This is a genomic window from Halopiger thermotolerans (assembly GCF_054654555.1).
The window spans coordinates 285860-309524 of record NZ_BAAIEU010000003.1; the positions used below are offsets into that span (position 1 = coordinate 285860).

At 64.5% G+C, this 23665-nt stretch carries 14 protein-coding genes; 5 read left to right on the top strand and 9 right to left on the bottom strand.

What is annotated here, in order from left to right; translation table 11 throughout:
- Positions 1-159 precede the first annotated feature (159 nt).
- On the bottom strand, positions 160-2244 hold the full coding sequence (locus ACYQ26_RS06620) for an IclR family transcriptional regulator domain-containing protein (RefSeq protein WP_459808077.1): 2085 nt from the start codon (positions 2242-2244) through the stop codon (positions 160-162).
- A gap of 669 nt (positions 2245-2913) precedes the next feature.
- Here ACYQ26_RS06620 and ACYQ26_RS06625 point away from each other — a divergent pair.
- Positions 2914-5595, top strand: a complete 2682-nt coding sequence (locus tag ACYQ26_RS06625; RefSeq protein WP_459808078.1) for a glycoside hydrolase family 2 protein — start codon at positions 2914-2916, stop codon at positions 5593-5595.
- Between the two features lie 57 nt (positions 5596-5652).
- On the opposite strand, the gene ACYQ26_RS06630 is transcribed toward ACYQ26_RS06625, so the two are convergent.
- Positions 5653-7563 (bottom strand): glycoside hydrolase family 127 protein, encoded by a 1911-nt coding sequence (locus ACYQ26_RS06630; RefSeq protein WP_459808079.1) that lies wholly within the window; start codon positions 7561-7563, stop codon positions 5653-5655.
- A gap of 160 nt (positions 7564-7723) precedes the next feature.
- On the opposite strand from ACYQ26_RS06630, the gene ACYQ26_RS06635 reads away from it, so the two are divergent.
- Entirely contained in the window at positions 7724-9895 is a 2172-nt protein-coding gene (locus ACYQ26_RS06635) for an alpha-L-arabinofuranosidase C-terminal domain-containing protein (RefSeq protein ID WP_459808080.1), read from the top strand.
- Positions 9896-9932: 37 nt separating this feature from the next.
- On the opposite strand, the gene ACYQ26_RS06640 is transcribed toward ACYQ26_RS06635, so the two are convergent.
- From ACYQ26_RS06640 to ACYQ26_RS06670, 7 genes are all read right to left on the bottom strand, one after another.
- The gene (locus ACYQ26_RS06640; RefSeq protein WP_459808081.1) at positions 9933-10145 is read right to left on the bottom strand and encodes a hypothetical protein; all 213 of its coding nucleotides are present in this window, start codon (positions 10143-10145) and stop codon (positions 9933-9935) included.
- A gap of 59 nt (positions 10146-10204) precedes the next feature.
- Entirely contained in the window at positions 10205-11326 is a 1122-nt protein-coding gene (locus tag ACYQ26_RS06645) for an ABC transporter ATP-binding protein (RefSeq protein ID WP_459808082.1), read from the bottom strand.
- Entirely contained in the window at positions 11319-12374 is a 1056-nt protein-coding gene (locus ACYQ26_RS06650) for an ABC transporter ATP-binding protein (protein WP_459808083.1), read from the bottom strand. Before ACYQ26_RS06650 ends, ACYQ26_RS06645 begins: the two co-directional genes overlap by 8 nt.
- 3 nt (positions 12375-12377) lie before the next feature.
- Positions 12378-13370 carry an ABC transporter permease gene (locus tag ACYQ26_RS06655; RefSeq protein WP_459808084.1) on the bottom strand — a complete coding sequence of 331 codons (993 nt, stop codon included), beginning with the start codon at positions 13368-13370 and terminating at the stop codon, positions 12378-12380.
- 13 nt (positions 13371-13383) lie between these two features.
- Complete coding sequence (locus ACYQ26_RS06660; RefSeq protein ID WP_459808085.1) at positions 13384-14394, bottom strand: ABC transporter permease; 1011 nt, start codon at positions 14392-14394, stop codon at positions 13384-13386.
- A gap of 78 nt (positions 14395-14472) precedes the next feature.
- Positions 14473-16152: an ABC transporter substrate-binding protein gene (locus ACYQ26_RS06665; RefSeq protein WP_459808086.1), complete on the bottom strand. Its 1680-nt coding sequence runs from the start codon at positions 16150-16152 to the stop codon at positions 14473-14475.
- Between the two features lie 905 nt (positions 16153-17057).
- Positions 17058-18566, bottom strand: coding sequence for an alpha-N-arabinofuranosidase (locus ACYQ26_RS06670; protein ID WP_459808087.1), 1509 nt, complete (start codon positions 18564-18566; stop codon positions 17058-17060).
- Between the two features lie 291 nt (positions 18567-18857).
- On the opposite strand from ACYQ26_RS06670, the gene ACYQ26_RS06675 reads away from it, so the two are divergent.
- The 3 genes from ACYQ26_RS06675 (at position 18858) to ACYQ26_RS06685 (ending at position 23606) form a co-directional block, all read left to right on the top strand.
- Entirely contained in the window at positions 18858-19901 is a 1044-nt protein-coding gene (locus tag ACYQ26_RS06675; protein WP_459808088.1) for a zinc-dependent alcohol dehydrogenase, read from the top strand.
- 282 nt (positions 19902-20183) lie between these two features.
- The gene (gene melA / locus ACYQ26_RS06680; protein WP_459808089.1) at positions 20184-21509 is read left to right on the top strand and encodes an alpha-galactosidase; all 1326 of its coding nucleotides are present in this window, start codon (positions 20184-20186) and stop codon (positions 21507-21509) included.
- A 795-nt stretch (positions 21510-22304) separates the two neighbouring features.
- A complete protein-coding gene (locus ACYQ26_RS06685; RefSeq protein WP_459808091.1) occupies positions 22305-23606 on the top strand; it encodes a right-handed parallel beta-helix repeat-containing protein in 1302 nt (433 codons plus the stop codon).
- Positions 23607-23665: the final 59 nt, after the last annotated feature.

Here is a 23665-nt window from a genome sequence, read left to right on the forward strand (position 1 = left end):
CTGACGACATCCACACATGAATTATTCATAATGTTATTAAATTATTGCCTATAATTTCGGCCGCTTCGGCGACGAACTTAATTCCTGGCACGAAAATCGTAGATCTATGCTCGTCCGGCCGCGGTTACAATCTTGGAGCCCTACTGCCGAATCGGTATCCTAGTGGCTCAAGAGTTCGGTTTCGATCGATTTCCCGGTCGAAACCAGTAGCGGAACGATCTCCTCTTGCAGCCGGCGGGAATCCATCCGCGACTCGGACCCGAAGACCTCCACTGCGGCGATCCCGCGGTCGTCCGCGTTCCGAATCGGCACCGCGATCCGATAGAGCCGCTCGGTCTCGTCCTGCCGGTCGAAGGAGTGCCACCGTTTCTCGAGCACGCCGGCGTTGTACTCCAGCTGGTTGTTCGTATCTCGGTCGATGATGACGCGGTTGTTGCGCGCTTTCTCCAGATCGTCGTAGAAATTCTGTCGGTCGATATCGAACGCGGTGTCCTCGAGGACGTCGTCCACGTAGTCGCGCGATCGGTACGAGAGGAGCGCCTTCCCGCCCGTCGACGCGTGGATCGGCATCCGACTTCCCGCTTCGATCGTCTGTGCGTCGCGGGGCGAGGTGCAGTAGAGATACACCGCGTCGCCGTCCTCCTCGACGATCAGCGAGACCGTTTCGCCGATCTTCTCCGCGAGCGCGTCCAGTTCTGGCTGTGCGATCCGGTAGACCTCGTGGCGAGAGACGACGCGCTGTCCGAAATCAAAGAGGCGAAGCGACGCCGCGTACTTGCCGTCGGATTTCGTGACGTAGCCGAGGTGTCGGAGCGTATCGAGGTACTTGTAGACGGAACTCTTCGCGATCCCCGTTTGTCTCGACAGTTCGGTGACGCCCATCGCGCCCGTCTGCTCGAGCGTCTCGAGGAGGTCGAACGCTTTGACGATGGACTTGACGTGGTGGGACTCCGCCGACCGCGTCGAATCGCGCGAGCGATGGAGCCGGCGCTGCGCGTCCTGGGACGGCGAGCGGTCGCTCAGCTGTCCGTCCGACGACTGCTCGTCCGACCGGTCGCTCGAGTCGTAGTCGAACAGGGACGGCAGCGACGCCCGCGCGTACCTGATCTCGGTTTTGCCGTGGCCGTCGTAGGTCGACGTCAGCTGCAGGAGCGACGTTCCGTCCGCCGACGGGAGCAACGCGGTCGTCCAGCCGACGGAGCGGTGACCAGTTTCGAGTTCGTCCTCGTACCACAGCGGCGCGGAGATCGGTTCCCACGGCCCCCGTCCGGTGAGGTCGCTCGAGGCCAGCAGCACCGTCCCGCTCTCGGGGACCCGGTTGCGGTTCTGATCCCGGAACGTCTTTCCGGCGGCCAGAATCGTCCCGTCGTCGCCGCCGTAGGGGACCCACGTCGCGTAGGGGCCCTCGATCAACTGGCGCCCGTCCCCTGTCTGGACGGGGAATCCCGGGTCGTCGGGTGCGCCCCACTCGCGCCCGTTCGGCGACGTTTTGACGTACACGCTGCCCCCGTACTTGGGGCCGCCGATGAAGTAGGTGAGGAGGTACCGACCCGTCGGGAGTTTCGTGATCGTCGGCATCCCCGGCATCGATTCCTCGTCCGCGATCGCGACGTCGAACGTTTCGGACTCCCACGTCCGTCCACCGTCGGTCGAGACGCGGTGGCCGATGACGCGCTCGTAGCCGTCGTCGGAGTGGCGCGCATCGGAGAAGAAACAGACGAGGTTCCCGTCGGCGTCGACGGTCAACTCGGGGGCCCATACCGGCGACTCGCCGCGGGCCGGAACGGCTTTCCCGCCCGTGGCGACGGTGCTCACGTACGACCAGTTCTGACCGCCGTCTTCGCTCGCGTAGAGATCGAGGCTCGTCTGAGAGCGGTCGCTCGGAATCGAGTTGCCGACGGCGAAGACCGTCCCCGGCTCCCAGGGACCGATCCGCTGGGGGGCCTCGAAGAGCATCGGCTGGTATCGCAGCCCCCACCCGTGTTGCGTGTCTCGGATCTCGGAGAATCGGGACCAGGTTCGGCCGTCGTCGGTACTCCGGTAGATCGGGAAGTACGGCTCGTCGGTGCCGTTTTTCCCGGCCGTCTCGTAACACTCGAACGTCGCGAGGAGCGCCGGATCGCTGCTCCCGTCGTGCTCGAGGCGGGCGACCCGCGGATACATCGCCCCGGGGACCGGCGCCCACTCCGGGGGGCTGTAGAGGACGCGTCCGTCGCGGTCGTCCGTCCGCTCCCCGTCGGTCATGGTTCGCCGCCCGTTACCGCGCCGTTCGATCCCGATCGGTCCGTCGTCCGATGCCGTCTCGTCTCACACGTCGGTCCGGAGCGTCTGCGAGCTGCCAGTCCGTTGCGCGAGCGACGTCGACCGGGGCGGACCGCGCGTGCGTTCGTCATCGAATTCCCCTTCGTGCTTCGAGGGCCTTATTCGTACGGTTCCTCGCTGCCGATTCGGACGGTGCGCTTCGATCGGCCCGCGATCGACCGTCAAAGACGCCGAACGGCGATCACACAGTTCCCTTGCCCACTGTTCCTATATGGGAAACGGGATAGCCACCCCCTCACAGCCCCCGATTTCCCGCGTCTAGTCGTGTGATGTCGTACCATGCGTTACGGACGTACCCGTGTAATGTATCGGAGATAGGCCAAGTCGTTTCTCATTTCGAAATAGTACGATACCGTCCGGGCCCGATCGCGGGTCGACCCGCCGCGTCAACCCGGTACGGCCCCCGATCCCGTAATCCGGACTCGAGGCGTCTGCACCCGGCTCGAGTCGGTCGACGGCGAGACCGTTCCGAGGTTGCAGCCGCCTTCGGATCGACTCGGAACCCGATCCCGGACGAACGAGCCCGCGAGTCCGCGGAACGCGCGAAGCGGAGAGCGGTAAATTCATCCGTTATCAGCCGGATAAGCCGGTATGAACGACGACGCGTCCCTTCGACACTCCCGGTCGCTCGACGGGGAGTGGCTGTTCGAGGTCGATCCGGACGGTATCGGGATGACGGAGGGATGGCAGACGGAACTCGCGATGTGGGTCACCGAGGCCAATCCCGTCGACGTCCCCCACATCTGGCAGGAGGACGACGGCCTGCGGGGGTACGCGGGAACCGCGTGGTACAATCGGACGTTCGAGGTCGAGGCGGCGGAACTCGAGTCACACCGCGCGTTCGTCGAGTTCGGCGCCGTCGACTACTGGGCGACCGTCTGGGTCAACGGGGAGCGGGTCGGCGAACACCGCGGCGGCTACCTCCCCTTCGAGTTCGAAATTACGGACGCGATCACCGCCGGGGAGAACACCCTCACCGTCGCGGTCCACGACCCCGAGGACGTTTCCGAGATACCCCACGGAAAGCAGGGCGAGCCGTGGTTCACGCGGGTCAGCGGGATCTGGCAGTCGGTGACGCTCTCGTTCCGCCCGCCGGTCTACGTGTCGGGGGCCGCCGTGACTCCCGACCTCGAGACGGACACCGCGGCCGTCGCGCTGGACGTCGACGCGGGCGAGACCGATCCGACGGGTCTCGACGCCGTGATCCGGGCCTCGCGGGACGGCGCGGTCGAGGCGATCGCCGTGCAATCGGTCGACGAGGCAGGCGACGCCGTCCTCGAGTTCGACGACCCGGCCTACTGGTCGCCCGACTCGCCGGCGCTGTACGACCTCGAGATCACGCTCGAAGCCAACGGCGAGGTCCTCGATCGGTACGAGGATTACTTCGGGCTCCGGACCATCGAACGCGACGGCGACGGCTTCCGCCTCAACGGCGAGCCGATCCGACTCCGCGGGGTGCTCGATCAGGGGTACTATCCCAAGACGTTGTACCGGCCGCCGGACGACGATTTCTTCGAGCGCGAACTCGAGCGCGTCTCGGAACTCGGGTTCAATCTCGTTCGAAAGCACCTCAAACCGGCCCACCCCGATTTCCTCGAGGCCGCCGATCGGAAGGGGATCCTCGTCTGGGAGGAGCCGGCGAATCCGGCCCGGTACACGGATCGATCGAAGGAGGAGCTGAAAACCGAGCTCCGGCGGCTCGTCGAACGGGACTACAACCGACCGAGCGTCGTCGTCTGGAGCCTCTACCACGAGGAGTGGGGGATCGGCCACGACGAGACGGAGGAGACCCTCTGGACCGACGAGACGAAACAGTCGTACCTCGCCTCGCTGGTCGAAACGGTTCGGGAGTGGGACCCGACGCGACTCGTCTGCGACAACTCCGGGTGGGCCCACGTCGAGACCGATCTGAACGACTATCACTGGTACTGTATCAGCCCCGATCGAGCGACCGAGTGGGTCGAGAATCTGGAACACACGCTTCACCACCGGCGGGACAACTACGCCACGCAGCGGTGGACCGACGACGGCGCGCCGGTCGTGATCTCGGAGTTCGGCGCGCTGTCGTTTCCGTCGCTCTCCGCGCTCGTCGATCACTACGGTCGAGAGCCGGCGTGGTTTTCCCACGCGTTCCTCTCCGATCCGATCAAGCGGCCCAGCGGCGTTCGGGATCGGTTCGTCGAGACCGGCCTCGACGACGTCTTCGACGACCTCGAGGACCTCGCCGAATCGTGGCAACACCGCGCGGGCGTCTCGCTCGAGCACATCCTCGGGGAGTTCCGAAAGCGGGACGAGATCGCCGGCTACGTGTTGACGCAGTTGTACGACACCGAGTGGGAGGCCACCGGCCTGCTCGATTACTGCCGCAACGAGAAGGCCGTCTACGACGACGTCGCCGCGATGAACGCCGACGTGACGCTCGTCGCGACGGTCGATTCGCACGTCGCATGGGCCGGCTCGGAGCGCGACCTCGAGATCGCGCTCGTCAACGACACCGACGAGCGCGTCGTCGAAGACGTCGAACTGGAGTTCGACGGGACGACCGAAACCCGCCGACTGAGCGCGCCGGCTCACTCCGTGGCCGAACTGGATCCAGTGGGGATTACCGCGCCGCAGGTCGAGTCGGCCCGAACCGCGGACGTGACGGTTCGGGGCCGGTCCGAGACGGACCTGGCGCGGACGGTGCCGATCGTCGTCGTCCCGTCGCCGCCGAGCGAACCGCCGGAGGCACTCGTGTTCGCCGAGGGGGCGCTCGCCTCCCGGCTCGCGTCGGCGGGATTCGACGTCACGCACCGCCTCACGTCCGACGTCGACGTCGCGTTCGTCACGGACGCGACCGCCGAGGTTCGCGAGTTCGTCTCGAACGGCGGGACCGCCGTCCAGGTCCCGGACCGCCAGGGGGAGATGCGCCGGTCGGACTTTTTCGAGTTCCTGACGCTTCCGCGGACGGACAGTTGGACCAACACCGCGTCGTTTTTCTACCAGGATTCGCCGCTCGTGGCCCCGTTCTGTTCGAACCGCCACCTCGGCTGGGAGTTCGAAGACGCCTATCCGTACGAGATCGTCTCGGACGTCGACCCCGACCGAGACACCCTTCACGTCGGCTACGTCCGCGGGTGGCTGGCCGACTGGGGCAGTCCGCTCCTCGAGCGGCCCGTCGACGACGGTCGGGTCGTCGCGTGTACGTTCCGCGTTCGGGAGACCGCCGGATCGCACCCGGTCGTTACCGGGTTGCTGTTCGGGCTCGTCGAGTATCTGGCCGACGCTGACTGACGGGTTCCGGACGACGCGCTCGCGCGCTCGAGCCGATCCGATCGACCGACCCGAGTCCTAGTTCGCCTGCAACCAGACGCGCATCGGGACGCTCTCGCGGTTGTCCCACGCGTAGTACGGAATCGCGGTCAGTTGGGCCGTCGTCTCCTCGCACTCCTCGGCCGGTCGATAGAGGTCGCCGTCCCACCCCTCCCGAGCCGGAACCGTCGCGTCCCCCTCGAGGACGGTCACGCCGTCGAGCAGGTCGTCCCGATGGTCCGGTTCCAGCTCCGTCGTCGAGTCGACGTGATACTGGTGGACCGGCCGCTCGGTATCGTGTTCCTCGAGACAGTAGACGATCGGGCCGCGCTCGAGCGCGACGCGGCCGGCGTTGGCCGCGACCGCGGGGTGGCTGCGGACGACGGTGACGTCCATCTCGAACGTCGCCGCGATCCGGTCGTCGTCCCACGTGCGCTCGACGGAGACGTACCCGTCGCCGTCGACCGAAATCGGCTCGCCGTTCACCTCGATCTCGGCGTCGTCGCACCACTCGGGGACGCGAAGCGAAACCGTCGCCGACGTCGGCTCCGGCGCCTCGATGTCGATCGTCACCTCGCCGTTCCAGGGGTAGTCGGTCGTCTGGGTGATCTCGAGTTCGGTCCCGCCGACCGTCGGCGTCGCCGTGCTCCCGACGTACTGGTTGACGTAGAGCTCCCGCCCGTCGACGGCGTACAGGTACCGCTCGAGCGACGCGAACAGTCGCGCGACGTTGGGCGGACAGCACGCGCAGTCGAACCAGCCCTGCCGGCTGTGGCTCCCGTCGCTCTCGAGGCGGTTGTCGTAGAAGAACTCGGTGCCGTCGAGCGAGACGCCGGCCAGAAAGCCGTTGTAGAGCGTTCGTTCGATGAGGTCGGCGTATTTCGCGTCGCCGGTCAGTTCGAACATCCGTCGGTTCCAGAAGACGCTTCCGATCGCCGCGCAGGTCTCGGCGTAGGCCGTGTCGTTGGGCAGGTCGTAGTCCTCGGTGAACCGCTCGCCCTCGTGGGCCGAGCCGATGCCGCCGGTGACGTACAGCCGCTTCGTCGTCATGTTCCGCCAGAGCCGCTCTAAGTGCTCGAGCAGTTCGTCGTCGCCCGTCTCCGCGGCGACGTCCGCGGCGCCGGCGAAGAAGTACATCGCTCGCACGGCGTGGCCCTCGACGGCCGCCTGCTCCTCGAGCGGGGCGTGGGCTTGCGCGTACGTCCCGTCGTACTCACCGTCTTCGTAGAACGCGCCGCGGGCGCTCTCGGCGATGCCACCGTCGTCGGGGTCGTAGCCGGCGATCTCCTCGATGTTCTCGAGTTCCCGCTCGAAGCGGTCGGTCCGCCCTCGAATATCGACGAAGTACTCGGCGAGATCGACGTACCGATCCTCGCCGGTCACGCGGGCGAGTTTCACCAGCGCGAGTTCGATCTCCTGGTGACCCGGGGCGCCGTCGACCTCGTCGGGAAATACGTCATCGATGTGGTCGGCGAACCTCGTGGCCACGTCCAGCAGTGACGTCTTCCCGGTCGCACGGTAGTGGGCCACGGCCGCCTCGATGAGGTGGCCCGCGCAGTACAACTCGTGCATCATGTTGAGGTTCGTCCACTTCTTGTCCGGCTCCTCGAGCGCGAAGTACGTATCGAGGTAGCCGTCGTCCTCTTGGGCGGCGGCGATCAGGTCGATGACCTCGTCGACCCGCTCCTCGAGTTCGGGATCGTCGGTCGTCGCGAGGACGTAACTGGCGGCCTCGATCCACTTGTACGCGTCCGTATCGGCGAACCAGAACCCCTCGAAGCCGCCGTTCTCGTCGGCGGCGGCCCGCCGGAAGTTCTCGAGGCAGCCGCTCGTCTCGAGTTGCTCGTACTGGTACTCGATCGTCACCTCCCGGTTCGTTTCGATCCGCGGGCTCCAGAAGTCGTCGTCGATCGTCACGTCCGTAAGCGGGACCGAATCTGCGTTCCTCATCGTCTATTGTGTGCGAACAGTCCGCGTTGACATATAACTACTGCTGTATATTCGTCTGCGAGCGCCGAACGGCTCGTTCGGCCGTCGATCGCGGCCACCACCGACGAGGGTTCGTCGATCCGTACATTTATCATACGCTGGATAACACTGTCGAACGATCATGGCAGATCTTTTCACCCACACGAGCGGCGACTCCGACTCCCGGGCGACCGTCCGCCTCGACCCCTCGAGGCGGGGCGAGGAGGTCGCTCCGGAACTGTACAGCAAGTTCGGCGAACATCTCTACACGCCGCGGAACGTCGCGAACGTCCTCGAGGCCCAGGTGCTGTTCAACCCCACGTTCGGCTCCTGGAAGTTCGGCGACCACCAGTACGGCGCCGACGGCGGGAACGGCGAACTCACGGATTCCGACGCGATCGACGAGCGGATCGAGACCTACGCGGAGACCCATGGGCTACCGGAGGCCGAGCGGTTGCAGCGCGCGTATCACGACGGCACTGCGCTGTGGTGGTTCCCGTACGGGAACGCCGACGACGTCCGGACCAGCCCCGACGTCGGAACGGCCGACGACCGCGCACAGCGGTTCGAGACCGGGTCGACGGACGACTACGACGGCCTCGCGCAGTGGTGTTATCTTCCGATCCACCGGACGACCGAGTTCGAGGGGAAAGCCACGCTGCGCGCCGCCGAGGAGACGTCGGTTCGTCTGGCCGTCCACGAGGTCGCGGACGACGGCTCGCTCGGATCGGTGCTCGCCGAAACCGACGTGACCGCTCGGGACGCGAACCGAACGGTCTCGTTCTCGCTCGAACTGCCGACGGTCGACCGAGAGGACGAGCGACTGTTCGGCTTCAGCGTGACCACGCGGGCCGCGGACGCGAACGTCGTCGTCGACCGGATCTGCTGCTATCCCGACGATCACGTCGCGACGGCCGACCCCGAGATCGTCGACCTGCTTTCCGAGCTGAACCTCTCCGTGCTCCGGTGGCCCGGCGGGAACTTCGTCTCCGGGTATCACTGGCGGGACGGCGTCGGTCCGATCGAGGAGCGCCCGACGAAGCCGAACCCGGCGTGGGACGCCCTCGAGACGAACCTCTTTGGCACCGACGAGTTCGTCGCGCTCTGCGAGGCGGTCGGCTGCGAGCCGATGATCTGCCTGAACGCCGGCAGCGCGACGCCCGAGGAGGCGGCGCGGTGGGTGGAGTACTGCAACGGCTCGACCGACACCGAGATGGGCGCGCTGCGGGCCGAACACGGCCACCCCGAACCGTACGACGTCGCGTACTGGGAGGTCGGCAACGAGCTCTACGGCTCGTGGCAGATCGGCTGGACGACGCCCGAGGGGAACGCGGATCGATTCCGCCGATTCAAAGACGCGATGGAAGCCGTCGACGACTCGATCGACGTCTTCGCCTGCGGGAACCGGTTGACCGACTGGAACGAGCCGCTGCTCGAGGAACTCGAGGCTGACGACTGGCTCACCGACCACGTCCTCGTCGAGTGTCACGCCGACCCGACGACCGATCCGGTCGAACTGTTCAACGCCCATTCGGGCTTCGCGAGCCAACTCCGGGAGGAGTACGAGGCGGTCACGGCCGACTGTCGAGCGGCCGGACTCGAGGACGTTCGACAGGCGATCACGGAACTCCAACTGTTCACCCGGTTCGACGAGCCCGAGGATGACGCTGAATCGCCTGCAGATTCACAGAAGCACCAACTCGATCAGGAGACGCTCCCGACGAACAAGAGCATCACCGAGGTCGTCTTCGACGCCACGATCATCCACGAGTGCATCCGGAGCGGCACCGTTGAGATGGTGACCCACTCGGGCGTCGGCAACCACGGCGGCGGCCTCCGGAAGTCCAAGGGCCACGTGTGGGCCGACCCCTGTTACTACGGCCAGCAGCTCGGCTCGGGGCTCGTCGGCGGCACCCCGATCGGCGTTGACGTGACCTGCCACACCTTCTCGACGGAGACGACCTGGGGGACGGACACGAGCGAGTGGTTCGGCGAACTCGAGCCGGTGACCGACGAGCCGGCGGTCGACGCGATGGCGGTGACCGACGCCGACGAGCACGACCTCGCGATCGTCCTCGTTCACCGCGACGCCGGCGCCGACGCCATCGACGTTACGGTGTCGGGCGAGCCGCTGGCGGCCGTCGACGAGGTCACCGTCGATCGCCTCTCAGCGGAGACGATGTACGACCGGAACACGCTCGAGGAGCCCGAGCGGATCGCGCCGACGACGGACTGCGCGGCGGTCGAGGAGGATCACGTCACGGTGTCGCTCCCGCCGTACTCGATGGTTCGCCTGACCGCGGACGGCGCGTAGAAGACGGACGTGCCCGCGCTGCGAGCGAGCTAGCGGGCTACTGCTCGTCGATGAACGAGAACGGTTCCCACTCGAAGTAGAGCCCCGCTGCGGCGACGAGGATCAACACGCCCTGAATCGACAGCGTCAGCACGGACATGATGTAGCCGCCCGTCCCGGGTTCCTGGAAGGGAAACAGCGCCAGCAGAATAACCGCAAGCGTCAGGGTGATCGCGAGGAGCGCTCGGAAGATCGCTTCACTCGTATTCATTGCCCACTCGTTTCGACGGCGACGTAATAGAAGTACTGGAGAAGCGACCTGACCGCCCGTTACTGCGTCGGTTCGCTCTCGAGACGCGCGGCGTCGTCCGCTTCGTCGGGTTCGTCCGTGAGCGAGGGACTCTCCCAGTACTCGTGGTCGTCGACTTCCCGGAAGCAGGTCACCGTGTGATCGTCGTCGCCGTCGACCGACACCGCCTCGGGCGCGCTGTGCTTGCAGGCCTCACGGGCTTTCGGACAGCGGGTGTGGAACCGACAGCCCGAGGGCGGGTTCCGGGGATCTGGCACGTCGATCTTCCGGAGCGGGGATTCAGCGTCCTCGTCGACGTCGGGATCGAGGTTCGGCGTTGCCCAGACCAGCGCCTTCGTGTAGGGGTGTTTCGGATTCTCGAGCACCTCGTCGATGGGACCGAGTTCGACCAGTTCGCCGAGGTACATGATGCCGATCCGGCCGTCGGATTTCCCGGCGACGTAGCTGGCGTTCGAGAGGTTGTGGCTGATAAACAGGAAGGAGGTGTTGAACTGGCCCTGCAGCTCCAACATGAGGTCCATCATGTCGATCCGCAGGGAGACGTCCAGCGCCGAGACCGCCTCGTCGGCGAGGATGAGGTCGGGGTTCATCAACAGCGCCCGGATCAGCGCCACGCGCTGCTTCTCGCCGCCCGACAGCTGGTGCGGGAAGCGCTTGGCGTAGTCCTCGGGCGGGGACATCCCGACCCGCTCGAGCATCTCGTGGATCCGCTCCCGGCGCTCGAAGGAATCCATCTCGGGCTTGCGCAGTTTGAGCGGCGCCGCGAGCGAGTGTTGGACCGTTTTGTTGGGATTGAGCGACGCGCCCGGATCCTGTGGGATGATCTGGAGCGACTGCCGGATCTCCTCGTAGGGAATCTCGACGGTTCCCTCGCCGTCTTTCGCCTTCCAGACGTCCTGCCCTCGGTACTTCACGGAGCCGGCGGTCGGCCGCTGGACGCCGATCGCCGTCTTTCCGAGGGTCGTCTTCCCGCACCCGCTCTCGCCGACTAACGCGACGACGTCGTTCTCCGGGATCGAGAGCGAGACGCCGTCGACGGCCTTGACGATGTCCGTATCGCCCCGCAGCCGAGAGAGCATCGACGAGTCCGACTCGAAGTGGACCTCCACGTTCTCGAGGGAGACGACGTGGTCGTCACTCATTGACCTTCACCTCCTGGAGCGTCAGCGGCACCGCGTCGGGGACGTCGTCGACGTAGTGACACGCCGCGACGTGGCCGTCGTCTGCGTCCGAATCCAGCGGCGGGTCGTCGCGTTCGCAGACCGCGTCGGACAGCGGACACCGGGGATGGTAGGAACACCCGTCGGGAACCGACACCGGATCCGGCGCCGCGCCCTCGATCGGCCGCATCTGTTCGCGCGGCGTGTCGAGATTCGGCGTCGAGTTGAGCAGCGCGCGCGTGTAGGGGTGTTTCGCTGCCGTCAGCACGTCGTAGGCGGGACCGACCTCGACGAACTCGAAGGCGTACAGCACCGCGATCCGATCGGCGAGGTTCGCGACCAGCGGCAGGTCGTGCGTGATGAAGACGATCGTCAGATCCCGCTGCTCGGCGATCTCGTTGATCAGCTGAATGATCGACCGCTGCATCAGCAGGTCCAGCGCCGCCGTCGGCTCGTCCATCACCAGAACTTCGGGCTCGAGGACGAGCGAGAGGGCGATCAGCGCCCGCTGGGACATGCCTCCCGACAACTCGTGCGGGTAGGAGTCGAGCACCTGCTCGGCCTCGAGGTAGAGCTCCGAGAGGAGGTCCTCGGCGCGAGCCATCCCCTCCTCGACATCGTAGTCGTGGACGGCCAGCGTCTCCCGGAAGTGATCTCTGATCGTCATCGTCGGGTTGAACGAACTCATCGCGCCCTGGAAGACCATCGCGATCTCCTCCCAGCGGACCTGCTTGATCTCCTCGTCGGAGAGCTCGAGCAGGTCGATGGCGTCCCCCGATTCGGGATGGTAGGTGATGTCGCCGGTGAGGACGCCGGGATCGACGACCGCGTCGAGCAACGCCGAGGCGAACATCGACTTGCCGCTGCCGCTCTCCCCGACGACGCCGAGGACTTCGCCCCGTTCGATGTCGAGGGAGACCTCGTTCAGTACCTTTGATTCGCCACGTTCCATGTCGAACGATACGCTCGTGTTCCGAACCTCGAAGATCGGATCGTCGACCGACGACGTTCGTGCGTGTTGGTGGTGCATCGTTTATTCCTCGTACGGCGCGGTGTCTTCGACGGTCTCCGCGTGACGCGCCCGGATCCGCGGATTGAACAGTTTTTCAGTACCCTGTGCGAACAGTACCAGCCCGAACGAGAGCGTGACGATCGTTATCATCGGAATGAGTAGCCAGTACACCATATCGAGCGAGTAGATAGCGGCGTTCGTGTAGGCGTCGTTGAGCATGATCCCCCAGTTGTTTTCGATACTGCTCAGGAGTCCGAGATAGTACAGTCCGACCGATCCGAAGATGACCCCTCGCGCGGAGTTGACGAAGTTGATCAGTACGTACGGCATGATGTTCGGGACGACGTCGTCGACGAGAATTCGCGGCGTGGACGTCCCCATGATCCGCGAAACCTCGACGTAGGAGTGGTCCCTGATCGAAAGCACCTGCGATCTGATCGACCGCGCGAGGCCGGCCCACCCGTTGATCGAGAGTAAAATCCCGATCAGGTACGGATTTCCGGGCTCGAAGATGGCGACGAGGACGATGATCAGCGGGAGCCCGGGAATGGTCATCGCGATGTCGGTGAACGTGGTGAGGACTCTGTCGACGAAGCCGCCCTTGTAGCCCGAGACGGTCCCGATAGTCATCGCCATGATCGTCGAGAACACTGCGCCGCCCAGAATCATCTTGAGCATCGGCGGCGTCGCGTACACGATCTCCGAGAGGAGGCTCTCGCCGATGCCGTTCGTCCCGAGCGGGTACGACATGCTCTGGAAGGGAGCCACCTTATTCGGTCCCTGTCCCTGCGTCGGCTCGGGAACGAGGTAGGGACCGACCGTTCCCATCAGGACGTAAAACAGGATGATCAGGGTGCCGAGCCGCGTCCGCCAGTCGCTCCAGACGACCCGTAGCGGGGCGAGAACGGCCACGTCGAGCCACTCTTTGTACACCTCCGACCGGGTCGCCGCCGATCCGTCGCCCGTTCCGTCTCGATCCTCGGTCGCGTCGAACGTCGAATTAGTTTCAGCCATTGACAGTCACCTCTCAGTATGCCTCCTTGGATTCGCCTTCGGCGATCCGCGGATCGATCTTTCCGTAGGTGAGATCCGTGATCAGGATGCAGATTAGCACGGCCGCTGTGATGACGAGGAAGATCCCCATCATCAGCGGGTAATCGCGGCTGTGGATCCCCTGCAGGAGGTAGTACCCGAGGCCGGGGTAGGCGAAGATCTGCTCCAGGATGACCGATCCGCCGAACATGAAGCCGATGGAGATCATCAGGTTGGTGTACATCGGCAGTATGGCGTTTCGACCGACGTATCGGGTCGCGATTCGCCGTCCTGGCACGCCGCGAAGGTTCGCGACCCGAATGTAGTCTTCGCCGATCTCCTGAATCGCGTTCCCCCGCATCGTGATCGCTACCCCGCCGAAGCCGGTGATGACGAGCGACAGGATCGGGAGTGTCGCGTGGTACAGGACGTCGGAGATGAAGATGAACGACAGGGACGGGTCCAGCCCGGACGTGTAGTTCCCCGATTGCGGGAAGACATTCAGCTGGATGGAGAGGACGTACACCAGAAAGATCGCCGCGATGTAGTAGGGAACCGAGTTCAGGAACATCGAGAGGACGGTCGATCCGATGTCGAATTGGCTCCCTTCGCGGTACGCCATGATGGCCCCGAGGACGATCCCGATCGCGAACGTGAGCAGTATCGACACCGTGAGGAGAAAGATCGTCCACGGGGCGGCCTCAACGATGAGGGCGGCGACCGGCCGGTCGAACCATACCGACTGCCCGAGGTCACCCCGCAGGATGCTCGTGAGGTAATCGTAGTACTGCACGTACAGCGGCTTCGACGGGTCCATGTTCGTGTACGACTCGACCAGCGTATTGAGCTGGGACATGTCCGCACCCTGCGATCCCCGATTTCGCATTATCTCCGCCCTGATGTAGTCCGCCGGACCGCCAGGAATCGCTCGGATCAATCCGAACGTCACGGTGATGACGGCGAAAAACGTGATGACTGCTTGTCCGAGACGCTTTATTATGTACATTAATTTGAATGAGTGTGGTAGGCGTTATCCTATAATGGTTCCGCTTTCGCTGATGGTTCGAAACTCGGCGTCGCAGTCCTACTTCGCCTGTAGCTCTCCGAACCGCGGGAACCACCAGAGCGGCCACTTCGACTGGTACTTCGGCGAATCGGGCTCCGGAACCTCCCAGTCGTCTGTGTAGAACCAGACCGGATCGTTGATCTCCTGGATCTGGAGCATGGGCATCGTCTGGTTGGTGATCCACGCGAGTTCGTCGACGAGGCTAGTCGCTTTCTCCTCGTCCTGCGCGACGAGCAACTCGTCCATCAGGCCGCGGGGATCGACCGACTGGAGCTCCCCGTCGGGGTCACCCATCGGCGGCGCTTCGAGCTCTTCGGGGGAGAGGTTCATGAACTCCGTGTCGATGTTGTAGTACATGTCGAAGACGTAGTACGGACTGGATCGCTGGAGCGTCCACCCCGTCGACGCCAGTTGGAAGTCCCCGGCGAGGTAGTGGTTGGACCAGTACGCGGACTCCTCGATCTGCTGGAGTTCGGCGGCGATCCCCTCCGACTGGAGGTTGCTGACGATCGTCTCGTAGACGGGGTGCCAATCGTTGAAGCCCGAGACGGTTTTGATCGTTACCTCGAATCGGCTCCCGTCGGGACGGTACCACTTGCCGTCGTCCTTCTGGTACCCTTCCTCGCGGAGGAGTCGCCGACCCCGTTCCGGATCGTCGTACCGGTGGAGCTGGTCGGCCATCTCGTCGGAGACCTTGTTCCGCCACCGATCGCTCTGCTCGTTCTGCCCGTTGATGTTTCCGACGAGCCCGCTCGGCGCCTCCACCGGCTGTCCGAAGCGGCCGTAGTTGTTGGCGCAGGCTTCCCTGTCGATGAACTCGCAGATCGCCTGTCGGACACGCATGTTCCCGAAGTCGTCGTCCTCGTGGTTGAACGGCAGTGAATGCCCCCACAGCGCGGGCAGCTGCGAGTGCAGGAGATCGTCGGGCGCGCTCTCGAAGACGGACTCCGGTGCGGTGTAGTTCCGGATCCCGTCGACTTCGCCCCCGAGCAGCACGCTCGCGGTGTCCGTCGAGACCCGCTGCAGCTCCCAGTAGTCCCAGTTGATGTTATCCGCGTCCGGATGGTGCTCGTAGAGGCTCATCCGGAGGTAGCTGCTATCTCGCTCCTCGAACTGGAAGGGGCCGTTCCCCTTCGGCTCGTCGAACGCGTCGTTGCGGAGATCGCTCCGGATCTTTCCGATTTCCTCGTCGGTCGTCGCGTCCTCCCACCGCTCGACGTAGTCCCGGTACATCCGGTACGGCGTCTCGAGCCAGTAGTAGTTCAGCGCGTCCTTGAACAGCCGCTCGTTGATCGTTCCCTCGAGGGTGAGCTCCACGGACTTGTCACCGGCGCGCTGGATGTCCGTCCAGAGGGTCGAAATCGTGTCCCCGATGATGGCGTCGGTGACCAGCTTCGTGTAGAGGTCGTCGGCGTTGACCGGGTCGCCCGGATCGCCGTTGTGCCACGTGAGTCCGTCTCGGACCTTCAGCACTGCCGTTTCACCGCTGAACTCCTCGATGGAGACTGCGTACGACTCGAACTCCTCGTTGGCGATGTGGTATCGCTGCAACTGGTCGCTCTGCATCGCGTGCGAGAACGGGTTGGTCAGATTGAGGTGATTGAACTGCCAGTTGGTCGGCTGGGTCGTCGTCGGTTCGACGAACGTGTTCGTCCCCTCCGATCCGGTTTCGCTCCCCGCACAGCCGGCTAGCACCATCGCTCCACCCGTTGCGCCGGCGCGAAGGAGGTGCCGCCGCGAGAGAGAGCGGTGATTCGACTCCACCACGTGCTCATTGCCATGAGATGGCATAGACCTGTATTGTCAACCGGGGGTAAAAAATATTGTGGACTATCATTATCTACAGAGAGTTCAGTACCGTCCCGGTCCGATAACCCCGTTCGAGCGACGTCCGGTCGTAGACGGACTGCCATCGCGGCTTCTCGTCGGCCGAAGACCTAGCCGGTATCGGCCGTCGAACGGTCGCCGCCCCCTCCGAAACGAGGCGGACTAGCCACTCTACCGGACGCTTCGTTTGCACGGTCGGTCGCGAACCGGAGGGATACCCCTTGCCGACCGCGCTCCCCGGCCGCCGACGATCGGGTCAGCGCGACGCGATACGGCGGCTCGAGACGGATGGTCGTCCGCTGCTCGTCTTCTCCAGCCCAACTCGAGCGCGATCGCGCGGTCCGTTCCTCGTCGTTTCTCTATGGGAAACTCCTGCTCAGGATAGACGATATTTACGAATGTACCTACGTAATTCGGCTCGAGGAATACCATTGAGAATAATGGAGAATAGCGGGTGTATCCGACGAGTAGATATGTTTCTTACTAGGAAACGGAGCCCGAGACCACGAATCGAGACGGCTGCAGCGTCGCTTCGACAGTACGGACGTTCGAATCGAGAGCGACAGGGTAGCGGGGCCGACTGCGCAGCGGAATGCTGCAATATCGATTCGACGCCAGTGCGCTGTCGGTCGCGCTCTCGTCAGTCACCGACACCGCTTCCGAGCTACCGTCGGAAGGCGGTCGGTCGATCCGACGGCATCCCGTCATCACAAACGGGTGAGATTCGGGCCTGAACTCCGGGAAAACGGTCAGAAAAGAGCGACCGATCGGTGGCGTTATTCGATCGAGACGGCGGCGACGGTGGCGGGGGGAAGCTCAACTTCGATGGCGGAGCCGTCCGCCGGGACCGCGAGCTCGTCGGCGGCGAACTCGTCGGCGTTGTGCTTGGTCACCGCATAATCGGGTTCCTGGCCCGCAAACAGGATTTCGCCGGCGATATCCCCTTCATTCAGCTCGGTTCCCTCGAGGGAGAGCTCGATGGTCTGTTCGCTGCGGCAGTCGAGGTTGGTGAGGGTGACGTAGGTGGCGTCGTCGCCGACGGAGGCGGAGGCGCCGACTAGCGGGAGCTCGCGGTCGGATTCGTCGTCGACGACCTCGCGGGTGGGCGTGTCGACGGAGGTGCGGACGGCCTCGTTGCCCTTGTGCGGCGCGTAGAGGTCGAAGACGCGGTAGGTGGGGCGGGCCCAGGCGTCGTCCTCGTCGGTCTCGACGAGACACTGGAGGACGTTGACCGTCTGGGCGATGTTAGTCATCGTCACCACGTCGCTGTTGTTGTTGAAGATGTCAAGCACTGCGGCCGCCGAGAGCGCGTCGAACACCGTCCCCTCCTGCTCGAGGCCGTTGTCGGCGGTGGCTTCGGGGTGCCAGGTGCCCCACTCGTCGATGATGACGCCGATGTCGCGGGTGGTCGCGACCGCGTTGATCGCCCCGGCCATCCGCTCGATGTGCCGTTCCATCTCGAGGGCGTCGGCGAGCATGCGGTCGTACTTCTCGTCGTCGGCCTCGGCGACGTTCGTCCCGCGGCCGTAGTAGTGGTGCAAGGTGAGGTGGTCCAGCGGGAACTCCGCGCCCCACGGCGACTCGTTGATCTCCTCCAAAAACCGCCGGTTCCACTCGTGACCCTCGAACCCACAGGCGATCAACTCGAGGTCGTGATCGAACATCAGGTTCGATTGGGTGCCGACGTAGGTGGCGTATCGGCGGTACTCGCGGGCGTACTGCTCGGGACTCATCTGGCCGCCACAGCCCCAGTTCTCGTTGCCCAGGCCCCAGTACTTGACGCCGTAGGGCTCCTCGCGACCGTTCTCCCGGCGCCGATCCGCCAGTTCCGTGTCGCCGTCGTAGTTGCAGTATTCGACCCAGTTGGCCGCTTCCTGGGGACTCCCCGAGCCGACGTTCGCCGCCAGATAGGGCTCGGTCCCAATGCGCTCGCAGAGCTCGAGGAACTCGTCGGTGCCGAAGGAATTGGGTTCTTCGGGCTTCTCCTCGGGGCCCTGCGCCCAGAAGAGGTTCCGGCGGCGCGGGCGCTCCTCTTGCGGCCCGACGCCGTCTTCCCAGTGGTAGTCGTCGGCGAAACAGCCGCCCGGCCACCGCAGCACCGGCAACTCGAGGTCCTCGAGGAGAGAGACGGTGTCCTCGCGGAAGCCGTCCTCGTCAGCGCTGTCGGCGTGCCAGATGCCGCCGTAGATACACCGCCCCAGATGTTCGGCGAAGTGGCCGTGGATCTCGGGCGCGATCTCGTCGATAGTCGCTGCAGTATGGACTGTGATCTGTGCGTCAGCCATCCGCACGTTCATTTCTGATAGGGTAGTATAAGTGCCCCGATTCACATAAAATATAACACAGAATGCGAACGGTCCAGCCGGTGACGATCGAACGGCAGCGACGCTGGCCAGCGCGTTCGGTCCTCGAGACGCGAACAACGGCGAACTTCGGCCGGCCGTGACATTTCGAGGCGGGCCGCGTTTGCGACGGGGACGCGTTGCCGCCGGTGTCGAAGGCGGCGGTGGCGGTCGATCTCGGTCCGTCGATCGCAACCCCACAGAATTATAATCGTGAACGAACGATCCAGTAGCATGCGAGGACTAGCCAAGACTGCAAGAGAGCACGGAGCGATGCAACTCGTCGACCGGGAGCGACCGACACCCGAACCGGACGAGGCGCTGATCGAAGTCGACTACGCGGGTCTGTGTGGCAGCGACGCGGGCATCTACGAGTTCGAGTCGGCGTTCGAACGGATGAACCTGCCGACGGTCATCGGCCACGAGTACTCGGGTCGCGTCGTCGAGGTCGGCGACGCCGTGACGAAGTTCTCGGTCGGCGACCGAGTCGTCGAACGGCCGATCCGCGGCTGCGGCGACTGCTACCAGTGCGAGATCGGCGAATCGAACGTCTGTCAGAACGCGGTCATCACGGGCGTCGACCACAACGGTGCCTACGAGCCCTATATCGCCGTCCCCGAGGACGCGCTCCACCCCGTCCCCGACGGCGTCGAACAGCAACACGCGGCGATGGTCGAACCGACCAGCATCGGTGCTCGCGCCGTCATCCAGAACTCCCGCGTCCGGGCCGGGACGCGAGTTCTCGTCGAGGGCCCCGGTCCGATCGGACTCCTCACCGCCCAGGTCGCCCGCGCGCAGGGTGCCGAGGTCGTCGTCAGCGGCGTCGGTCAGGACGCCGACTACCGCCTCCCGCTCGCCGAAGAACTCGGCTTCGAGACGATCAACGTGGCCGACGACGATCCCGACGCCGTCCGCGACGAACTGACCGATGGCATCGGCTACGACGTCGTCTTCGACACGACGGGCCACCCGTCGGGGCTGCCGTCGGCCGTCGACGAGGTCCGGAAGGGCGGCCAGATCGTCCTCGTCGGCCAGACCGGTGAGACGACGATGCCCTACTCGCCGCTCGTCCGCTCGGAGATCGACCTGCAGTGTTCCTACGCCTCGATGTACGAGGACTTCGAGAACGCGCTGCGCCTGATCGACACGGGCGACGTCGACGCCGAGACGTTCATCGACGACCGCTTTAGCCTGCTCGAGGCCGACGACGCGTTCGAGACGTTCCTCGAGGGCGGGACCTGCAAGCCCGTCTTCGACGTGTCGGTGCTGCGCGAGTGACACTGTAGTCGATCGAACGCGAGCAGACGCGAACGCGACGGTCGCTGACTGACGATTTCTTTCGGGGAAGATACCGGCTATCCAGCCGGTTTGCTCTATGGGAGCAATTGTCGTGAGGTTTATCACTGACAAGAATCCTCGTTGAGTCATGCCGGTTCAGCACTGTCGACAGCGTCGACGACCAACTGACACCGCCCGCACGCTCCCGAACCGTGCCCGGACGATTTCTCGACGCGCACGTTCGGAGCACCGACCCCGTATTACTGCACTCGAGGACTATCGATGACGAACATCACCTTCATCGGCGCCGGGAGCGTCGTCTTCGCGACGAACCTGCTGACGGACATCTACTCGTTCGACCGCCTGCAGGACAGCACGATCACGCTGATGGACGTCGACCCGGACCGCCTCGAGCGGACCGCCGAGGTCGGCGAGGCGGTCGTCGCCCACCACGACCTTTCGGGCGAAATCCGAACCACGACGGATCGTCAGGAGGCGCTCGAGGGGGCCGACTACGTCCTCAACATGATCAACGTCGGCGGCGAGGAACCGTTCGAGAACGAGATCCGCATCCCCGAGGCGTACGGCGTGAAGCAAGCCGTCGGCGACACGCTCGGTCCCGGCGGCGTCTTCCGCGCGCTGCGGACCGCCCCGACGGTGCTGGACATCGCCCGCGATATGGAGAAGTTGTGTCCCGACGCGCTCCTGTTGAACTACACGAATCCGATGGCGATGCTCTGCTGGGCGGTCGACGAGGCGACCGACGTCGATGTCGTCGGCCTCTGTCACAGCGTCCAGCACACGACCGACGCGCTCGCTCGCTACCTCGACGTCCCGCGCGACGAACTCGAGCACTGGGTCGCCGGCATCAACCACATGGCGTGGTACCTCGAACTGGAGCGCGACGGCGAGGACTGCTATCCGGCGCTCCGCGAGGCCGCGTCCGATCCCGACGTATACGCGCAGGATCCAGTCCGATTCGACGTGATGGACCACTTCGGCGCGTTCATCACCGAATCGAGCCACCACCTGAGCGAGTACCTCCCCTACTTCCGGACGGATCAGGACGTCATCGACGATCTGACGCCCGACGAAGACTTCGGCCACTACACCGTCGAGTGGATGCCGACCGGGCGGTACCTCGAGCACTGGCGGTCCTACCAGCCGGCCCTCGAGGAGGAAGACGACTTCGAGGTCACCGAGGACGACGTCGCCCTCGAGCGCTCCGCCGACTACGGCTCTCGGCTCATCCATTCGATCGAGACCGACGACCCTCGCCGCATGAACCTCAACGTCCGAAACGACACCGGCGCGATCGCCAACCTCCCGGCCGACGCCTGCGTCGAAGTGCCGTGTCTGGTCGACGGGCGAGGCGTCCGTCCCTGCGCCGTCGGCGACCTCCCGCCGCAACTCGCGGCGCTGAACCGCTCGAACATCGCCGTCCAGGAACTCGCCGTCGAGGCGATTCTCGAGCGGGACGAAACCGCGCTGCGCCGGGCCGTCAAACTCGATCCGTTGACGGCGGCCGCGCTCGATCTCGAGGCGATCGACGAACTGGTCGACGACCTACTCGCCGCCAACGCCGAGTACCTCCCCGACTTGCATTGAGCCTCGCCGCTCACCGTCGACCTCGAGGGCGCCTCGTCCGCCCCGGCCGGAACGACCCGGTACCGGTGACGCGTACTCGGTCGAACCTGCCCGGTCCTGTAACTGACGGGTGTCTGTAACGTGTTTTTCTGGCTTCCGGCAGAGATAGTATTTCTTAATTCTATCAATACGGATGTGGTAGTTCAGAGATATAACCGAGTTGCTATCTTCACGGTATAATACGATAAGAGGCGATTTCGTCCCCTTCAGAGCTAGTTTCGCGGAGTGACGGACGAGATGACGATTTTTCGATTCCGATTCCTGCGCGATAATATGTATGTTTTATTTGAATTATTAGCGAACGATCTCCCGACGCTATATTGCATTCTCACGGATCTAAGCGAAGACAGGAGTAATTTGATCGTTCGGTAGAATAGATAAATGCCGATATATCGAACGAACGCCTTCAGATTATCTTGCACCTTAACTACAATCTTATGTGCCAATGAAATATGTTAGTAGGAGAGAAATACCACTTTCGGCTCCAACGGACGTATTGAGTTTATCGAGGTCGGTGTGCGAACCGGCGTTCGATCGTCCGCCGTATCGGCTCCGACTTCGAGGGGATGCCCGTCCCGTTGGCGGAGTGTGGTGTAGGTACGGTTTCGGCGAGTGACGAGAGCGTCGGCGATCGCTCTCGAAATCAGAGCGTGAATGTCTGCAGCCCGATACAATCGTTCAAACGAGAGCGTATCGGATAAAGACTAATCAGATAAAGAGAGTCACGCTTCCGTGAACGGTCGGTAGAGAGCGTCGATGACTACTACCGAGGAGACTCGTTCGAAACCGGACGAACGGACGCTAGTCGGTCGTCGCTCCTACCTGAAAGCGGCCGCAAGCGCGGTCGCGCTCGCTCTCACCGGCGCCGGCTCGGCGGCGGCCGCCGGCGAGGACTACGACGTCATCGAGGTCCCCGCCGGAGAGACGCACACGATCGCGCTCGGCGACGGGGACACGCTCGAGAACACGCTGATCGACATTTCGGCGCGGAACGCGACGTTCCAGATCTCGGCGCAAGGATCGGGCTGGGAAGTTCGCAACCTCGGGATTCGGGGGAACTGGGACGAGACGCAGAAAGCCGAGCCGTTCGTCGTCAGCGGCGACGGCGTCGTCGACAACTACTACTTCGCCGACGGCGCCACCGGCGACACGTATCCGAACGGCCCCACCGGGATTTACGTGGCGAACGACCACAGCGGCACGATTCGGATCAACAACGTCAACATCCAGGACTTGCCTGACAACGCGATCTACGGTAGCTCGCCGGGCGACCTGCCCCAGCACAGTCTCGGCGCCGGGGGTGGCGGCGACGTGATCATCACGAACAGCTACGCGGCCAACTGCGTCTCCTCCTCGTTCCGCGTGGGCACGGACGGCAGCCGCGTCGAGAACTGCGTCTCCGTCGGCTCCGACTGCGGGTTCTGGGCGTTCTACAACGCGCCAAAAGCCGTGAACTGCGACTTCTCCGACTCGGATCTCGGGGATGTCCGCGTCGGCGACGGTCAGTGGCAGGACGACGCCCGGCCGCGCCTCGAGAACGTCCGCTACGAGACGGACGTGGTCCACTCGGGTTCGATCGACGGTTCGTCCGCGGGCGCGCCGCAGCGTACCTCCCCCGAGGAAGTCGAGGGCGTGCCGCTCTCGGCCGAGGAAGCCGCGTCGGGCGGCGGCAGCGACGGCAGTGATACCGATAGCAGTGAGGGTACGGACGAAACCGAACCGGCGGAACGGCTGCTCGCGTTCGTCACCGAACCCGACGCGCGGTTCGCCGGCTACGAGTTTGCGGCCGACGGCCCCGTCGAGTTCGCGGAAGCGCCGTACGAGAGTCCCTCCGGCGGACGGATCGAAGGCGGAACGTACGCCGCGGAGGACTTCATCGAAGAAGCGGACGACGGCACGATCCGCGCCGGCGGCGTTACCGGCGGCGGCCACGGCGACGCGTTCCGCGTCCGAGGTCCCGTCACGTCGATCGACATCGACCAGTCGGACGCGATGTGGGTCGAACTCGACGGCGAGGAGATGACCGTCGAGGACGTCCTCGAGGCGACGAGCGCGTGAACGAAGTAGCGCTCTTATAACCGCCGGAGATGCCCTCTTGCTGACGGACGCGAACGCGA

Coding starts and splice junctions, on each gene's coding strand:
- ACYQ26_RS06620 (WP_459808077.1), bottom strand. CDS start 2,244: ATGACCGACGGGGAGCGGACGGACGACCGCGACGGACGCGTCCTCTAC.
- ACYQ26_RS06625 (WP_459808078.1), top strand. CDS start 2,914: ATGAACGACGACGCGTCCCTTCGACACTCCCGGTCGCTCGACGGGGAG.
- ACYQ26_RS06630 (WP_459808079.1), bottom strand. CDS start 7,563: ATGAGGAACGCAGATTCGGTCCCGCTTACGGACGTGACGATCGACGAC.
- ACYQ26_RS06635 (WP_459808080.1), top strand. CDS start 7,724: ATGGCAGATCTTTTCACCCACACGAGCGGCGACTCCGACTCCCGGGCG.
- ACYQ26_RS06640 (WP_459808081.1), bottom strand. CDS start 10,145: ATGAATACGAGTGAAGCGATCTTCCGAGCGCTCCTCGCGATCACCCTG.
- ACYQ26_RS06645 (WP_459808082.1), bottom strand. CDS start 11,326: ATGAGTGACGACCACGTCGTCTCCCTCGAGAACGTGGAGGTCCACTTC.
- ACYQ26_RS06650 (WP_459808083.1), bottom strand. CDS start 12,374: ATGCACCACCAACACGCACGAACGTCGTCGGTCGACGATCCGATCTTC.
- ACYQ26_RS06655 (WP_459808084.1), bottom strand. CDS start 13,370: ATGGCTGAAACTAATTCGACGTTCGACGCGACCGAGGATCGAGACGGA.
- ACYQ26_RS06660 (WP_459808085.1), bottom strand. CDS start 14,394: ATGTACATAATAAAGCGTCTCGGACAAGCAGTCATCACGTTTTTCGCC.
- ACYQ26_RS06665 (WP_459808086.1), bottom strand. CDS start 16,152: ATGGTGCTAGCCGGCTGTGCGGGGAGCGAAACCGGATCGGAGGGGACG.
- ACYQ26_RS06670 (WP_459808087.1), bottom strand. CDS start 18,566: ATGGCTGACGCACAGATCACAGTCCATACTGCAGCGACTATCGACGAG.
- ACYQ26_RS06675 (WP_459808088.1), top strand. CDS start 18,858: ATGCGAGGACTAGCCAAGACTGCAAGAGAGCACGGAGCGATGCAACTC.
- melA (WP_459808089.1), top strand. CDS start 20,184: ATGACGAACATCACCTTCATCGGCGCCGGGAGCGTCGTCTTCGCGACG.
- ACYQ26_RS06685 (WP_459808091.1), top strand. CDS start 22,305: ATGACTACTACCGAGGAGACTCGTTCGAAACCGGACGAACGGACGCTA.